The following is a 17,557-nucleotide window of genomic DNA, read 5'->3' on the forward strand; positions in this document are numbered from 1 at the left end:
CTATTCCCACCATAATACCGCTGGTTTTGCAGGATCAGCGCCTGCTTTAAACGGCTTGTCAGCCGGCGGCGCGGCAATGCCTTCCGGCAGGTTGCTGACTGTAAGGTTAGCCAGCAGGCCATTCAGCTCAGTGGTAGTGCTGTACAATGTAGCGCCGGTTTGAGGCGCTTTTGCATTGCTGAAACAATTGTTGATCACATAACCTCTGGAATAATTTGACGGATCAGGAAAGAGTGAAAACAGGTACTGCACAGTTTCCGGCTCCAAGATATAGGCGTAGGTATTCAGCAAAGTATCTTGTGATCCATTAATACCCTCGCTGACCATACCAACGATACCACCGGCAACGTTGCCAGTGAATTTTGTAACGGCATAGGACATATTTACATACGAGAAAAACAGGTTGCCGGTTATGCCGCCTGCATTACCGCCTTTCAATATGCCATTGAAGGAACAGCCGATAATCCGGCTGTAGGATGTAAACCCGGTGATACCGCCTGTTATGGAATATTCGCCGGCACTTTGTATAGCGCCTTTTACGGAGCAATTGATGACGGAGCTGGCCACGGCATAACCTGCAATGCCGCCAAGATCAGAGCTCATATTTGGAGAAGTAATACCAGCTGCGGATAACTCCAGCCGCAGGTTCTTTACAGTGCTGCTGTCAACCACGCCAAACAAACCCACGAACTCGTTAAAACCATTATTGGCCGCAGTAAGCGTGAAGTTGGTGATCTTATGCCCCTGACCATCATAGGCGCCCCTTAAGCTGCTCACCGGCGCTTTTGCGAATACCGTATCCGGAAAAGCGATATCCACCGGCTGAGTATATACAATGGAGCGATCATACTTCATTATTGTCCGGAGCTGATCAATCAGCATCAGATCCTTATAACCCCGGACCACAAATTCCTCTTTATCAATGGAGCCTTCTGCCACCGTATTTTTCCCATCGTTGAAGGTTACTTTAAAAGTAAGCTTACCATCCTTGTAACGCTGGAGGCCCCTGAAGGCAAATTCGCTGGCGCCTGTTGTTCCGGTAATACGTACGTTCTCAACGTTGCCGGGCTTCATGCCATTGCTGCCGGTCACCTCACAGGTATATCCCGTTCCGGCCGGCGCATCAACAAAAGTGGCCATCGTGATCTCCTCATTGTTGGCAAAGGCCCTGATCAACGCCATATCCAGGCGTGCATATTTAAAGTTAAGCGTAGGCTTTACAGGATCAGGACCTGGATTCTCATCTGGATCGTCTTGTGGTGTTGTATTGTCTTTTTTGCAGGCAGGCGCTGCCAGTATTACAAATAGTAATAAAAAATAAATGCGCTTCATAGGTTTATATAAAACTGGGGACATAAACATCCCTTATTATCAAATGATGTTTTACAGGGTAGGTTTATTTTACTCCCACCATAGTCCAGCTGGTTTGGCAGGATCAGCGCCGGCTTTAAACGGCTTATTCGCAGGCGGCGCGGTAATGCCCTGCGGCAGGTTTCCAACGGTAAGATCCGCCAGCAGGCCATTTAATTCGGTAATTGTGCTGTACATGGTAGCGCCCGTCTGCGGCGTTCCCATATTACTGAAGCAATGGCTGATCACAAACCCGCCGCTGGTATGCTGCGGATCAATGAAGAGTGGCGCAGGATGCGCCGTTCCCTGAATATAGGCGTAGGTGTTCAGCAAAGTATCCTGCGTGCCGGCGAAGATTCCCATAAGACCACCGGCATTGTTGCTTTGGAAGCCCACGATGGCGGCGCACATATTCATATAACCGGCGCTGAAACTACCGGCAATCCCTCCGGCTATGCCCGCCTGGAGCGCACCATTAAAGGAGCAGCCCGTAATACGCCCATTCTCCATAACGCCGATGATGCCTCCTGACTGAGAAAAACCACCCATGCTTTTTATGTTGCCTTTCACGGAGCAATTAATAATGGAGGCGCCATCGCTATAGCCGGCAATACCGCCAAGATAAGCATCATTGGGAGAGCTGATACCAGTAGCGGATAGCTCCAGCCGCAGGTTCTTAACCACACTGCCTTTAGTCAGGGAGCCAAACAGACCCAGGAACTCTGTGGAATTACTTTTAGCTGTCGTGATCGTGAGGTTGGTGATCTTATGTCCCTGGCCATCATACGTACCAGTAAAACTATTCACCGGCGCCTGGCTAAGCGCGTCATCCGGGAAAGCCATATCCACCGCCTGGGTGTATACAGCTGCAGGATCCGCACCCGTCTTATACTGCAGTTCCCAAAGGGCAGACAGGTCCCTGGGCTCGCGGATCACAAATTCTTCTTTGTCAAAGCTGCCTTCTATTACAGTTTTCGCAGGGTCTTTGAGCGTCACTTTCAACGTAAGCTTACCATCCTTGTAATAATGGAGGCCCTTGAAGTAAAGGAAGGTTATATCAGAGCCTGTTGTGCCTGACTGAGTTGCGTTGAAATCGACCGGTGGCTTCAGACCATTGCTGCCGGTGATCTCACAACTGAATTCTACTCCGTTTGGCGCGTTGTTGAGGGTTGCTACCAAAATGGCATTGTTGTAAGCCGACGACAAGCAGTCTCTGGCGCCGATGCGCGTAAAGCTAAAGTCGAGCGAAGGCTTCACAGTAGAACCGGGACTTTCTGGCGCTGTATCATTTTTTTTGCAGGACGGGGCTGCTAATACTGCTAACAGCAGTATTGAATAAAGGTGTTTCATAGGTTTGAATCAAAATTGGGTCCGCAAAAATAACATTACCCCCTTATTAAACAAATGATGCCCTATAAATAACCAAATGATAGACCTGCCTCCTGCCTGCAATCGATAGTTTTGCGGATATGGAGCCCAACAATATACCCGCAAAGAACTACCGCCGGCACCGCAAATGGTACCTGGCCCTGGAGATCATATTATATGTATTGATCACCGCGGGCGTAATTTCCCTTTTCTTACTGTAATCGTTTACGCGCTGCTTACTTTTCGCAGCGCTGTCATCTCACTGATTATCAATCCTGTTTAACAAAATAATACCTGTCAGGTTAACATTTTATATCCTTTCCGCTATCATTTGCATACCATCACCCCGCCCGGGGTTAACATAAACGCCCCTAATCAAAAACAATCCCCTCCCCTGCCATTGAGCGCGGCCGGTTACATTTGTTTCACACGTTTAAACTGAAACTGAGACAGCCAGATCATCGCGTATTACGATCTATTCCACTATCGTCATTCCACAAATCCATATATAAATATGATCAGAAAGCGATTCCTACCGGTTATGTTGTGCATGTTGATCATGTATGCCTGCCAGGCCGGTAATGTAGAAAGACTGAAAGACGGTTTACTTATCCACTTACCTACACCCATCAACAACGGTCCACGCCAGGTAAAACTGCAGGTGGTCACAGACAAGATCATCCATGTATCTGCCGGACCGGGTGAAAACATGGCCACTACGCCCAGCCTGATGGCGGTAGTGACCGGCTCTCCGGAAGTGGACTGGACCTCCGAAGAAAAGAACGGGGAAGTGATCCTGAAGACCAATGCCCTTACCGCCACCGTATCCCTGGGTACCGGGCAGGTAGTATTCCGCGATATGGCCGGCAATATTATCCTGCAGGAAGCCGCTCCAAATGGCCCGGTTTTCACCCCGGTCACTATCGACGGGAAAAACCTGTACCGCATCCGCCAGGCATTTGCCTCTCCGGCAGATGAGGCCCTCTATGGGCTGGGACAACCGCAAACAGGGGTCATGAACTATAAGGACCAGGATGTAGACCTTACGCAGTATAATTCCATTGCGGCCGTGCCCTTCCTGCTCTCCAGCCGGCATTACGGTATCCTTTGGGATAACTATTCCATTACGCGTTTTGGCGATGACCGCCCCTATGCACAACTGGGCGATCTTACCCTGTATGATAAGGACCGGCAGCCAGGCGGCCTTACTGCTACCTATACATCTGCTCAGCAGCCGGATAACATTTACCTGCAACGCCAGGAGCAACAGATCGACTATGCCTTTTTGCCGGATATGAAAAAGATACCCACCGCTTTTCCGATGGATAAAGGCAAAGTAACCTGGGAAGGTTTTATCTCCCCCAAAGAAGATGGCATGCATAAGTTCTTTATGACCACCTCCGGGTATATTAAGGTATGGGTAGACGGCACACTGGTGCTGGATAAATGGCGCGAAGGCTGGAACCCCGGCCCCTCCGTATTCCAGCACCTGCTGCACAAAGGACGGCAGCATGCGCTGAAGATAGAATGGATACCGGAATCCAACCAGGCCTTTGTATCCCTGAAATGGCTAAGCCCTACACCGGAGGCCCTGCATAACAAATGGATGCTGAGCTCCGAAGCAGGCGAAAAACTGGATTACTATTTTGTATATGGCAGCAACGCAGATGAAGTAATAGGCGGCTACCGCCAGATCACCGGCCGCGCTACCCTGCTACCCCGCTGGGCAATGGGTTTCTGGCAAAGCCGGGAGCGGTATAAAACACAGCAGGAGATAGAGCAGACCGTAGCGGAGTTCCGCAAACGCCAGATACCGCTGGATAATATCGTACTGGACTGGTCATACTGGAAACAGGATGCCTGGGGCAGCCAGCAGTTTGATCCCGCCCGTTTCCCGGACCCCGCCGGTATGATCAGCAAACTGCACCAGCAGTACCATGCACACTTCATGATCTCTGTATGGCCTAAGTTTTACGAAGGCATTCCCAATTACGAGCTGTTTGATAAAAAGGGCTGGCTATATAAACAGAATATCAAAGACCGTCAAAAGGACTGGATAGCCCAGGGTTATGTATCTACCTTCTATGACGCCTACAATGCGGACGCCCGTAAGCTTTTCTGGCAGCTGATCAATAAAAACCTGTTCAGCAAAGGCGTAGACGCCTGGTGGCTGGATGCTACGGAGCCGGATGTGCTCTCCAACGCTAGCATCGAACACCGCAAAGCGCTGATGAACCCTACCGCCCTGGGTCCCGCAGATCAATACTTTAATGGCTATGCGCTGGCTAATGCCAGCGGTATCTACGAAGGACAGCGGCAGGCCAATCCAGATCAACGGGTATTTATCCTTACCCGCTCCGCCTACGCCGGTATACAACGTTATGCCGCCGCCACCTGGAGCGGTGATATTGCCGCCCGTTTTGATGAGCTGGCGCGGCAGATACCTGCCGGCATCAACTTTTCCCTTTCCGGCCTGCCCTGGTGGACAACAGATATAGGCGGTTTTTATGTAGAGGATAAATACGATCAACCTGCGCCACAGGGCGCCGCCCAAAAAGAATGGCGGGAGCTGAACACCCGCTGGTTCCAGTACGGCGCTTTCTGTCCGCTGTTCCGTAGCCATGGCCAGTTCCCCTACCGCGAAATGTTTAACATAGCGCCGGATAACAGCCCGGAATATAAATCCATGCTGTACTATGATCAGCTGCGCTACCGGCTCATGCCATATATCTATTCCATAGCCGGCGCTACCTATCATAAAGGCTATACCGTTATGCGCGGACTGGTGATGGATTTTGGCGCAGACACCGCTGTGCGTAATATAAAAGACCAGTATATGTTTGGTCCTGCATTGCTGGTAAACCCGGTCTATACCTATGAAGCCCGCAGCCGTAACCTGTACCTGCCTGCCAACACCGGCTGGTATGATCTGTATACCGGCGCTTATACCGCCGGCGGACAAACCATCAGCGCCAACGCCCCGCTGGAGCGTATGCCCCTGTATGTAAAAGAAGGCAGCATACTGCCCTTTGGCCCTGCATTGCAGTATACCGGCCAGCGCGCGGCAGATACGATTACCCTGTATGTATACACCGGCAAGGATGCACAGTTCTCCCTCTATGAAGATGAAGGGCTGAACTACAACTACGAAAAAGGACAATTCAGCAATATACCACTGCACTATAACGAAGCAGCAAAAACGCTCAGCATTGGCAAGCGGGAAGGCAGTTTTCCCGGTATGCTGCAGCAGCGGGCCTTCCGCATTGTAAAAATTAGCCGGGAAAAAGCTACTGGACTGGACTTTAACCAGCCTGCCGGTAAAACGGTAGCGTATAACGGTGAGGAACAAACGGTAACACTCTAAAACCACGTAATGATGAAAACACAATATCTCAACACCTATGCCACCTGATAAGGGGGACAACACAAGTAACAAGATCAACATTCTACAGATGTGATCAAGATCCATCTGGCCCGTAAAAGTCAAAATTTCACACATGAAAAATGCTTACAAACAACTAACAGCCTGCACCGCAAGCAGCCTCCTGTTCCTGGCCCTGGTACTGGCAGGGAACAGCGCAGCCGCGCAGACCGGCCGGCATCCGCTTTCCGGCAAAGTAACAGCGGCTAAAGACAACAGCCCGCTGCCCGGCGCCAGCATTAAAGTAAGGGGAACCTCCAACGGTACTGTTACCACCGCCACCGGCGATTTTACCCTGCAGGTAAATGATGCAGATACCCTGGAGATCTCATTGATAGGCTTTAGCCGGCAGCAGGTGCCGGTAAACGGCCGCAACAGCCTTACCATCGCCCTCTCAGACGGTACTACCGGCCTGGATGAAATAGTAGTGGTAGGTTATGGTACAGAAAAGAAACGCCTTAACACCGGCGCTATCGGTAGCGTAAAAGGGGCTGCTTTGGAAGAAACGCATACCCTGCGCGTAGACCAGGCCCTGCAAGGACAAACAGCCGGTATACAGGTTACCTCCAACTCCGCCCAACCCGGGGAAGGTATGAAAGTACGTATACGCGGTACCGGTACCATCGGCAACTCTGATCCGTTATACATTGTAGATGGTGTGCCCACCGGCGATATCAGCTACCTGAACTCCTCTGATGTGGCCAGTATGGATGTGCTGAAAGACGCCGCCTCCGCCGCCATCTATGGTTCCCGCGCCGCCAACGGCGTGGTAATCATCACCACCAAAAAAGGCCATAAAGGCGCTATGCAGGTAAGCTACGATGGCTTTTACGGCGTACAGAACCCTGCCCGTAAACTGCCCTTGCTGGATGCGCATGAATATGCCGTGATCCTAAACGAAGCCGCCATCAACTCTAACCGGGCTCCCTATTTTTCCGTAGATCAGATCAACCAGCTGGGTAAAGGCACGGACTGGCAGGAGGCCGTATTTAACAAGAATGCGCCCACACAAAGCCATACCCTTAACTTATCCGGCGGTTCAGAAAAATCTGTGTACTCCTCCTCCCTTTCTTATATGAAACAGGATGGTACCATTGGTTTTCCGGGACAATCACAATACGAACGCCTGGCCTTCCGCCTCAGCTCAGAACATAATATGTACAAGGATATTGTGAAGTTTGGCGAGAATTTCACCTATACCCTTTCCAATAAAAGAGGGGTGGGCGTTGGTAATATCTATAACAACACGCTGCACTCCATTGTAAATGTAAGCCCGCTGTTCCCCGTGTACGACTCCCTGGGGAATTATGCCAAATCCCCCTTTAATGCGGACGAGGCCAATCCCGTAGCCGTGATGGATTTCCAGAACCAGAACAAGAATAAAACAGACCGCGTACTGGGCAACGCTTACCTGGAAATAAAACCCATCAAAGGTTTAACGCTGCGCAGTGATTTTGGCCTGGACCTTAACTACACCACCAACAACAGCTTTTTACCGGTGTATGATCTAGCCACCAATATCACCAACGACCACTCCCGCGCAACCATGGGTATAAACCGTACCAGCACCTGGAACTGGGATAATACCATCTCTTACCGGCATGATTTTGGCCTGCACAGCGCCACCGTGTTAGTAGGTACCACCGCCAATGAGACCACTACTTTTTTTGTAAACGGGTTTAAAGAGGATGTTACCATACCGGACCTGGACCACAGCATTATTAACAACGGCACCAACGAAGACACTAAACAGATCAATGGCAACCGTACAGAGGATGCGCTGCTTTCCTACTTTGGACGTGTTAACTATAACTACGCGGAAAAATACCTGTTCACGGCTATCTTCCGCCGGGATGGATCTACCCGCTTTGGCGCCAATAACCGTTATGGTACCTTCCCCTCCTTCTCCGTTGGATGGGTGGCCACCAATGAGGACTTTATGAAAATGCGCTGGCTGGACTTCCTGAAAGTACGCGCCAGCTGGGGCCGCAACGGTAACCTGCCTGCGGTATACGCCTATGATAATATAGCCACTACCAACTACCTGTATATGGCCACCATCACCTCCCTGTACCAGGATTACTATTTTGGCCAGAATGATACGAAGTTCATTGGCTCCTCACCAGACCGCGTGCCCAACCCGGACCTGAAATGGGAAACCTCTGAGCAGGTAAATGCCGGTTTTGACGCGCAGCTGTTCAAAGATTTCAGCCTTACGCTGGACTGGTACCGGAAAACCACCAAAGACTGGATCATTACCGTGCCTGTACCTGCTATAGCCGGCACCAAGCCCCCAACCGTAAATGGCGGCAGCGTTAAGAACGAAGGCGTGGAAATAGCGCTGGGGTATAACCACCAGTTTGGCGATTTCCGTTTTGGCATTAACGGCAACGTTACGTTTAACAAGAACACCGTAGTGGATATTCCCAACCCGGAGAAAGTAATTGTAGGCGACGCCAATGTGACCTTTGTAGGTATTGATGAATTATTCCGTACGCAACAGGGATTCCCGGTAGGTTATTTCTATGGCCTGAAAACAAACGGCATTTTCCAGAACGAAAAAGAGATCCAAAGTTATACCGGCAAGAACGGTACGCTTATACAGCCTAACGCCAAACCCGGCGATGTACGTTTTGTAGACCTGAATGGCGATGGCGTAATAGACAGCCGTGATAAAACAGAGATAGGCAATCCTAACCCCGACGTTTCCTATGGCCTGAACCTGAACCTGGGTTATAAGGGCTTTGACCTGTCTGTATTCCTGTATGGCGTTAGCGGCAACCAGGTGTATAGCGGTATCCGCGATTATGCCGGCCCGCTGAGCAACTACACCACAGAGATCCTGGGCCGCTGGCATGGTGAAGGCACCTCCAACACCCTGCCGCGTATGACGCTGGGCGATGAGCCTAACCAGAACTGGACCCGCTCCTCTGACCTGTATGTAAAGGATGCTTCTTTCCTGCGTGTGCGCAGCATTAACCTGGGCTACGATTTTAAACGTACCCTGTTCCCACGCCTGCCTATGCAACAGTTACGGATATATGTTTCCGGCAGCAACCTGTTCACCTTCACCAAATACAAAGGTATGGACCCTGAAATTGGCTATGGTCCCTATCCCTGGGCTTCCGGGATAGACATAGGCACGTATCCGCAGCCAAAAACAGTGATCGTAGGATTAAATGCAAGGTTCTAACAGTAAAAACTAACACGGATGAAAAAGCTCATATTATCTGCTATCATACTCACCACCGCGCTTTCCTGCAGCAAGAGTTTCCTGGACAGGGAACCCATTGACCGCAAGGTGGACGAGACCTTCTATAAAACGCCACAGGATGCCCTGGAAGCGCTTACCGCTGCTTATGACGAACTGCAGTACGGCGATTACGATAACATACAGCTGGTATCTGAAATAGCCAGCGATGACTGTTTTGGCGGCGGCGGCGAATCCGATATTCCATGGAAACGCTGGGACCGTTTTGAGAACGATAACAATACCAACCTGAATAACTGGACCAAGTACTATACCGGTATCTATCGCGCCAACATAGTGATCGCTAAAATGGACGGCGTGAACTGGGGCGCAGATACCACCCTGAAAACACGGTACCTGGCAGAAGCGCATTTCCTGCGCGCATATTATTACTTTGACCTGGTGCGTATGTTTGGTAACGTGCCCCTGGTAACGGCTCCCCTATCCCCCGGGCAGTACAATGTACCGCAGGCAAAACCGGAAGAGGTGTACCAGCTGATCGCCAATGACCTGAAATTTGCAGCGGACAAACTGCCTTCCGTGGCCTATGCCGGCATACCTGCCGGGGAATATGGCCGCGTAACCAAATGGGCGGCAGAAGCATTACTGGGGCGCGTTTTCCTCTACTATACCGGGTACTACGGACAAACGGAGATAGCCGGCGCCGTTAATAAACAGCAGGTACGCACCTATATTGATGATGTGATAAATGCCAGCGGCTACAATCTTGTTGATACATTCCCCCGCCTGTGGCAAGCCTCCCTTTCCCGCTTTGCCGGCGAAGACAATGTGGAAACCGTGTTCGCTATCAAATTCACCTACAAAGGCCTGGGCGACTGGAACAAACATGATGGCAACCGTATGCAGGTAATGATCGGTTTCCGGAACGATGCCGTACCGCCTTATTACAAAGGCTGGGGCGCAGGACCGGTAAACCCCAAACTGTGGGCGGCCTATGAGCCGGGCGATACCCGCCGCGCCGGCTCCATTATCTCCGTAGCCGCAGAAAACCTGAGCTATCCGGTCATCTATCCGCAGAAAACAAACTTTATGTGGAAAAAGTATATGCCTATGCAGGACCTGAAAGCAGAGGACTATAACGGGGATTTCCAGATAGATAATTTCTATGATTATGTAGCCATCCGTTTTGCCGATGTGCTGCTGATGGGCGCAGAACTGAACCTGGATGGCGACCTGGGCAAAGCGCAGTTATACTATAACCGGGTACGCGACCGCGCCTTCCTGGACCAGAACCACCGCAGAACGCTTACCCCGGATGCTGCCGGTAAAAAGCTGATCATGGATGAGCGCCGTGTTGAGCTGGCCCTGGAGGGACACCGTTACTGGGATCTGCTGCGCCAGGGCATACCTGCCGCCAAGCTGGCTATTGACAATACCAGCACGGACCCGCAGTTTAACGTCGTGTTCCGGCCAGAGACCAAAGGCCTGTTCCAGATCCCGCAACAGGAGATCAACCTCTCCAACGGCAGCCTGCAACAGAATACCGGATGGAATCAATAAAACAACCTGCTAACCATCAATCATACTAACCATGAAACTGTATAATAAATATCGTTTACTCGCCTGCCTGCTGCTGGGCGCTTTGGCTGCCTGTGATCCCCGGGAGGACCGCGACATACTGCCTCCCGCCCTCACGGCCGATGAGCTGGATTTTTCCGTAACGCAAAAACCCGGCTATGATAACGTGGTGTACCTGGAGAATAAAACGCCCGGCGTGATCCCCTTCTGGGACTATGGCACCGGTATCTCCAACAAAGCGCGGGATACCATCAATATCCCGTTTGCCGGCAGCCACTATATCAAATTTGTAGCGTATAGTGGCGGCGGCCCTGTACAGGACTCCGCCCAGGTAACGGTTACCCAGAATGACCCTAATTATTTTGCCAGCCCTATGTGGAACCTGCTCACCAATGGCGAGGCCGGCAAAACCTGGGTATGGGCGATGGATACGCCGGGTGGCGCACCGTACGGTAACGGCTCAGGCGAAGCTACCGCGCCGGAATGGTGGAAACCCACGCCGGCAGATGTGATCTCCTGGGGAGTAGATAAAGATGAAATGACATTTGACCTGAACGGAGCGGCCAATTTCACAAAGAAAACGCCCACCGGCACACAGAAAAGCCTGTTTGTGCTGGACACATTAAATAAGACAATCAATATTTTAGGCGCGGATATAAGCAACGGAGCGAAGGTTACTTACGTAATAGTAACATTGAACGCCAATGAGCTCACGCTGGCCCAGCAGGGCGACGGCTGGAGGAACTTATGGATGTTCAAGCGCAAGGGCTTTAGCTACTAAAATAAAGATCTGACGATACACACCAGGTTTTAGTTTAAATAATGAATAGTGCAACGCCGGGGCTTTTCAGCCCTGGCTTTACATTTAACACGTTATGAATGTTTTTAACGGGATTGGCTTTAGTAGCGCCGCCTCTCTGTTGATGGTGACCGCTGTCTTTTTTTGGATGAAGATTGATTGTCCCTTTCCCTGCTACGCTCCCGCCTGTCATTCCGGAATATTCTATCCCTGGACCTGGAACGTCTTCTATTCCGCTCAGGACTACGGCTACGGTCCCTTTGAGGGCTACGTTCCCTTGGCCGCCGTCTTTCGTCCGTGTACCTATCCCTTGGGTGGTAAAACTTATCCCGGTTACTGCTGCTTTCATTTCTGAAAGGCCGGAAGCCAGTATCCTGGTTGCTTCTTCGTCTTGGCGAAGGGGAACGCCTTCTTTCGATCCTGTTCCTGTCTTCACGCTCAAACCGGTTATCCTGCGGTGGCCATTGCTGTTGCTGTTGCTCAAACTGCATTTCCAGCGATTTGTTTCTGCGCCCCTGCTGAAACCCGCTTATATAACTTTCTATTAGTTTGACCATTCCTTGCTTAAATCCATTTACAAAGTCGTCGCTATAAGTTTTCCAGTCATATTGGCTAAATAGCTGCTTTAGCAGTAATAATTCCACATTTTCAGGCGGTATGAATCCGCCATAACCATGCGCCTGTCCTAGTTTTCCGGCCATCTGCTGTTGGTCCAAAGCGGCTGTTTTCCCCAGTAGGAAAGCATTTTCTGATTTTAATGTACTGATCTCATCATAGATAATATTTCCGATCTGGCTGCCTTCCTCCCAGGGATTTTTGCTACTTGGAGAAGGCGGGGCATAATCCCGGTACTCCGGATCATCGCGCAGCAATGAATACAAGGCCCCCTGTCCTTTTGCGCGATGGCTGCTTTGCTGGTGATATTTATCCCGTTCTGCTCTTGCTATTCTTAATTTTTCCTTCGTTCTCTCCAGTTTTTCCTTTACCTGTTGTAATTCTACCTTTACCCGTTTCAATTCCTCCCGGGATGCCAGCAGCTCCTCTTTTTGAGACGTAAGGGCACTGCGTAATTCCTTCACTTTATCCAGCAGCTCTTTATTGCCGGCGGTATTAATATCTGGCTGCTGTTCTTTTTCTTCAAGTACTTTTTCGAAGATCTCCGATAAGCTGTCCCGGAGCTGTTGCATAAATTCATTGCGTTGCTCAGCTTCTTTTTCTAACCTGCCTATCTCTGTTGCTCCTTCATTTAACAGCCTGTCACGCCATTCCGCATCCTTTTGCAGCCGTCCTATTTCCGCGCTTTGTTCCTTTACCAGCCCCTCATGTTCCTGTGCCTGCTCTTCCATCTCTTTAAGCGCTTCTTCGTCTTTAAGGCGTTGCTCTTCCTTGTCCTTCACATCCACCTCCAGCGTTTGTATCTTTTCCCGCATGGCCGCTATCGGCAGGGAGTAGATGGCAAAGGAGATGAATTCCAGTTTTACTTGTTTCGCGTCCTTTAATAAAAGGTCATTTTCTTTGTTTATAGAAAAAACGGCTTTTTTACCTGTGGCGGCCGTTAGGTTGGTATTGTTAAATGCGGGTGCGCGTTTTTTGCCGGATGTATAGGTCTTATCATCAGTGAGCTTATAGCCCGTTCCTGTCTGTTTTGCATAATCAGAAGGGCTTTCAATAGGCAGGTGATGTTCATAAAAGTCTTCCAGGTCTGCTTTAGGGATACTGCCAAAGTTGGTGAATTTTGGATCGGAAAAATCTGTGCCTTGTCTGTATGTGCCAAAGGCGGAATACAGGTTTTTAGCATAGGGGACATTCAGAGGTACATCATTGCCGTAGGTGACCTGCACCTGGTAAAAAACAACTTCACCATTGCCATTTACCCTTTTCTTCACCTCTTCCTCTATTTTGTCAGATTGCTCTGTGTTTACATCCTTAGGCAGCGCGGTGATGTTCCGTCTGTCTGTACCAGGCCCTCCCAGGTGATCATTCAGCAAATGCCCGCCTATATATGCTTTGCCTGTTTTTTTTGTCAGGTTGGAGGATTGTATCTTCCCGTCATCGCCTGGCGGGCTTCCCAGCGGATGATCTGGTCCCAGTACGAGAGCGGTCATTTTTTTCCCTTCCTTGGCTGTAGTATCTATCTCGTCCCATTTTATTTTAGTACTGGCGCCGGCGCCCGGTCCCCCTCCCACACCTTCGACGGTTAGTGAAGCCTGGGATTCATTCTTTTTTTTAGTGTTATCCAGACGCGGCCTATAGTCATCCCAGGTGGCGGAGGATTCGGCAAGTGAAAGACCATCTATCAGTAATCCATGCTTTCGCACGGCATCCATAGTAACAAGCTTGAATCCCTTGTCCTTTTCATCCGAATAAAACTGGGCCTGCGTCTTTTGCGTCTGGGCTTTCCCTCCATACTTAAGATCCTTATAGGTTTCATTGAGCAAGTTGCCAATATCGATCAACCCGGCCGTCTTCAATGCATTCAAAAACTCGGTATGATCGTCATATTTAGGCCCGTTAAAATTATAAATACCTGCTACCAGCTGGTGTTTCAACTGGTCTATAAAAACACTTTCTTTGGTATGCAACGCCCTTTGTACTACTGGCGTACCAGTAACAGCGGGGGCTTTAGCCTGAAGGGGTGGCCTGCCGGCAGGGCCTGATCCTAACGTAAATCTTCCATGATCAACCGGCTGCGCTATGGTCGCAGACGCCGCAGGCAACACAAATCGAGGAGGTGTGACTGGTGGCGCGCCACTTACCTGCTTTTGTTGTGCAGACAGTTGCGCTGGCATAAGCGCCTGCGGTTCTTTTTTTTGCTGAAGCGGATCAACTGCGGGAAAGGCCGCGCCTCCCGGACGGGTGGGCGATGCTGTTGCAGTGTTTGTGATATGGCCGGGCATAGGCGGCTGATATTCGTTTGGCATAGCCTCGTAAGGTTTTGAGGGATGGGATCTTACCCCTGAATATACGCCTTTTTTAATCAGCCTCCCTATCATTGCTTATTCCCGTTTCAGGGGCACTAAGCTCACCGGCCCCAATAATCCGGATGGAACAGGCGCCCAGTCAGCGGCGGAAAACGGTTTATAGAATACGTTCACAAAATTGATCTCATAAAAGATACGCCACTCCTTCCCTTTACGGTCATAATCCGCAATACGGTTAGCCGGCAGGTTCACCACTTCCACCTCCAGCACATTCTTACCAGCTTTCAGGTATTGCCCTATGCGAGTACGGAATGGCAGTGCCCATAGCGTATCCAATGGGCGACCGTTAAGGATGATGCGGGCGCTTTCCCGCACCGTGCCCAGGTCCAGCAGCCAGTCATCTGCTACAGTAGCCGGTTTATCAAAACTAATGCGGTAACGCCCCGCGCCTGCGTAGATCTTAGCGGCGCTATCTGGCAGCAGTGTCCAGGAGGATGGTTTATCCAGCGTAAAGGTCTTTTTTATAGCTGGTTCCCCGCCGGTAAAGGCCAGGTCCCATTTACCGGTCAGCGGCTGGGGCTCACCGGCTGGCTGCCAATAGGCCCAGGGGTTGCCCTGGAGCGTATTGTCACGGGTTGTTTTTATGATGATGGACTCATCGGGTTGCAGCTGCAGGTATACCTGTAGTTGTCCATTTTGTTGGCGTGTGCGGCCAATACCGCTTGTACCGGTATAGGCATCAAACAGGGCAGCGCTGTTGCCGGAGGATGCCAGCGTTACCCAGCCATCAAAGGCACGGGCCTGCTGGTTAGCGATAAAATAATAGTTCCCCTGGTCATAGCGCCTGCGAATATACCGCAATCCCTGCTGCGCCATGGTTTCCGGGCGCAGCCCGGTTAAGGGCATGGCTGCACCGGCGGTAGTAGCGCCGATGATATGGCCCTGACCAAAGCTGATCCCCTTATTGGTAAAAGCAATATTGTTTAATGATTGTTTTAACTGTGCCAGCGCCTGACGGCGTGCTGTCAATTGCTGCAGGCCCGGCACATCTTCCGGCAGGTGCTCCAGGAATACCACGGTAGCGCCTTCTTTGGCCAGCTGTACCAAATGCTGCATAGTTTCCAGCGGTATAAATTTACACGCAGGCACTACAATTGTCTTGTACGGCGAACCAGCTGCAGTACTGATATTGCCATCATGCACCGCAGTTTGCAGCAGCAAACGGTCTGAGATAAAATCTACATCATACCCGCTATTTACCAGCGCATTAGCCGCCGTATAAAAAGGGAAAGGGTTCATCCACTCCGCTGTTTTACCGATCACGAACTGGTAATATGGATCGCTCATGGGCGATTGCCATATATCAGCTACCGGCCAGTAAAGCAGCACATGATTATCCGGCATGCCATCCTGCAGAAAGGATTGCACGCGGGTGATATAACCAGTAAAGGCCGGCATATACCGCCAGAAAGTATTGTAAGGGGAGAACTCCACAGAGGCATAGAACAGCCAGCCCGGCCAGGGCGCATCTTTAGGCGAGTAAGGCGTGCCATGGAACAATACATGGTTCACGCCGGAGAGCAGCATATTATCCAGTTCCGGTTTACACTGCGATAGCGCCGTTTTAAAGTGCTCTGTTAACCAGGTAAAGGTTTCTGCGGATGCAAACTTTTTACCAGTGATATGCGCCGCGGAAGGGGCAAATTTCAGCATCAGGGGATTAGCTTCCGTATGGCGGATCTCGTTACTATCTATCCGGAGACCGGGGATATTAAAATGGGTGGTGCCAAAGGATTCACATTCCGGCACATCCACCGCGGCGTACAGGTCCAGCAGATTGGCCGGCGAGCCATGGGCCTGGTTACGGGTAGTGCTGCCCATATGGTGCGCCCAGCTGGTCCAGTTATGGGTAAAATTCTCCAGCAGCATATCAGACAGTGTTTCCCGGTAATCATTCACCACACGGCGTACGGTATCCTGGTTGCCATGCCCCAGGAATGCAGGCAGGTAATCCTCCAGGCGGTAACCGCGGCGTTTGGCAAACTCCTGCAGCAGATCCGCAGACCAGTCTGCGCCAAAGACCTCATAGGAGTCATTAAAAAAAGCGTGTGGCGCAGGCGTGCCTGTTTGTTTAAATGCGGTAGTGAACCCTTCCAGGTAACCAGTCACCACCGGTTTGGAAAAATGATCCATTACCCAGCCTTCGCCGCCTGGCGAAGCGCGTTTTACTTTTTGCCCGGTTTTGCCGTTAAACAGCGCTACCAGTTGCCAGCTACCAGCAGGGGCTGTCCAGTTTAAGGCGCCGGCTGCATTCACCTTTTCTGTGAGATTGAGTATGCGGCCCTGCGGGCCATAGGCCATTAATGCCTGTAATACTGCCGGTGGCGGGGGTTGATGGGAAGGCTGTTCAGTAGGTTGTGAGCGGCGCGGCGGATCATAACGTACCGGCTCCTGCAGCTGTTGCCCACCCTGCAATGTATATTCCTTGAAGTACACCTTGCCTGCCGCATCTTCCGGTTTGATACCAGGCCCGCCAAAAGGCCACCCGGTACCGGTATTCATATCCACCGTAAGGCCTAAACGTTTGCCTTCATTAATGGTATAACCCAGCATATGCATCCACTGTGGAGAAAGAAAAGGGATAAAGCGCTGCTCAAATCCTTTTGTGCCATAGATAGGCGTGATCTCTACCCCTCCTATGCCTGCCTGTTGAAAGGCCTGCAGGTTGTAAGCCAACCCCGGTGTGTCCACCGCATTCCCCAGCCACCACCAGCGGGTCCAGGGGCGTGTTTCCGGATGAACGGGCGGCCAGCGCAAAGTTTCATTTTGCTGCGCCTGCGTGGGCAACTGGAAAGAACAGATCAACAAACAGGCAATAAGTAATCCTCTGGTGTGCATAATAACGTGGC

The 17,557-nt window shown here is 50.9% G+C and carries 8 protein-coding genes; 4 read left to right on the forward strand and 4 right to left on the reverse strand.

Annotated elements, in window-relative coordinates; all coding sequences use genetic code 11:
- Nucleotides 1–1,332 carry a GLUG motif-containing protein gene (locus F0L74_RS28030; RefSeq protein WP_188316205.1) on the reverse strand — a complete coding sequence of 444 codons (1,332 nt, stop codon included), beginning with the start codon at nucleotides 1,330–1,332 and terminating at the stop codon, nucleotides 1–3.
- Nucleotides 1,333–1,401: 69 nt separating this feature from the next.
- Nucleotides 1,402–2,529, reverse strand: coding sequence for a GLUG motif-containing protein (locus F0L74_RS28035; protein ID WP_188316206.1), 1,128 nt, complete (start codon nucleotides 2,527–2,529; stop codon nucleotides 1,402–1,404).
- 703 nt (nucleotides 2,530–3,232) lie between these two features.
- On the opposite strand from F0L74_RS28035, the gene F0L74_RS28040 reads away from it, so the two are divergent.
- The 4 genes from F0L74_RS28040 (at nucleotide 3,233) to F0L74_RS28055 (ending at nucleotide 11,709) form a co-directional block, all read left to right on the forward strand.
- Nucleotides 3,233–6,082 (forward strand): TIM-barrel domain-containing protein, encoded by a 2,850-nt coding sequence (locus tag F0L74_RS28040; RefSeq protein WP_149841208.1) that lies wholly within the window; start codon nucleotides 3,233–3,235, stop codon nucleotides 6,080–6,082.
- 133 nt (nucleotides 6,083–6,215) lie between these two features.
- A complete protein-coding gene (locus tag F0L74_RS28045; protein ID WP_149841209.1) occupies nucleotides 6,216–9,332 on the forward strand; it encodes a SusC/RagA family TonB-linked outer membrane protein in 3,117 nt (1,038 codons plus the stop codon).
- An 18-nt stretch (nucleotides 9,333–9,350) separates the two neighbouring features.
- Entirely contained in the window at nucleotides 9,351–10,910 is a 1,560-nt protein-coding gene (locus F0L74_RS28050; RefSeq protein ID WP_149841210.1) for a RagB/SusD family nutrient uptake outer membrane protein, read from the forward strand.
- 31 nt (nucleotides 10,911–10,941) lie between these two features.
- A complete protein-coding gene (locus F0L74_RS28055; RefSeq protein ID WP_149841211.1) occupies nucleotides 10,942–11,709 on the forward strand; it encodes a hypothetical protein in 768 nt (255 codons plus the stop codon).
- 119 nt (nucleotides 11,710–11,828) lie between these two features.
- Here F0L74_RS28055 and F0L74_RS28060 read toward each other — a convergent pair whose 3' ends face one another.
- Nucleotides 11,829–14,648 carry a DNA/RNA non-specific endonuclease gene (locus F0L74_RS28060; protein ID WP_188316207.1) on the reverse strand — a complete coding sequence of 940 codons (2,820 nt, stop codon included), beginning with the start codon at nucleotides 14,646–14,648 and terminating at the stop codon, nucleotides 11,829–11,831.
- A gap of 75 nt (nucleotides 14,649–14,723) precedes the next feature.
- The gene (locus tag F0L74_RS28065) at nucleotides 14,724–17,546 is read right to left on the reverse strand and encodes a glycosyl hydrolase (protein WP_149841213.1); all 2,823 of its coding nucleotides are present in this window, start codon (nucleotides 17,544–17,546) and stop codon (nucleotides 14,724–14,726) included.
- Nucleotides 17,547–17,557: the final 11 nt, after the last annotated feature.

Origin of the sequence: Chitinophaga agrisoli (assembly GCF_008386695.1) — a bacterium.
In the GTDB taxonomy this organism is placed as follows: Bacteria; Bacteroidota; Bacteroidia; order Chitinophagales; family Chitinophagaceae; genus Chitinophaga; species Chitinophaga agrisoli.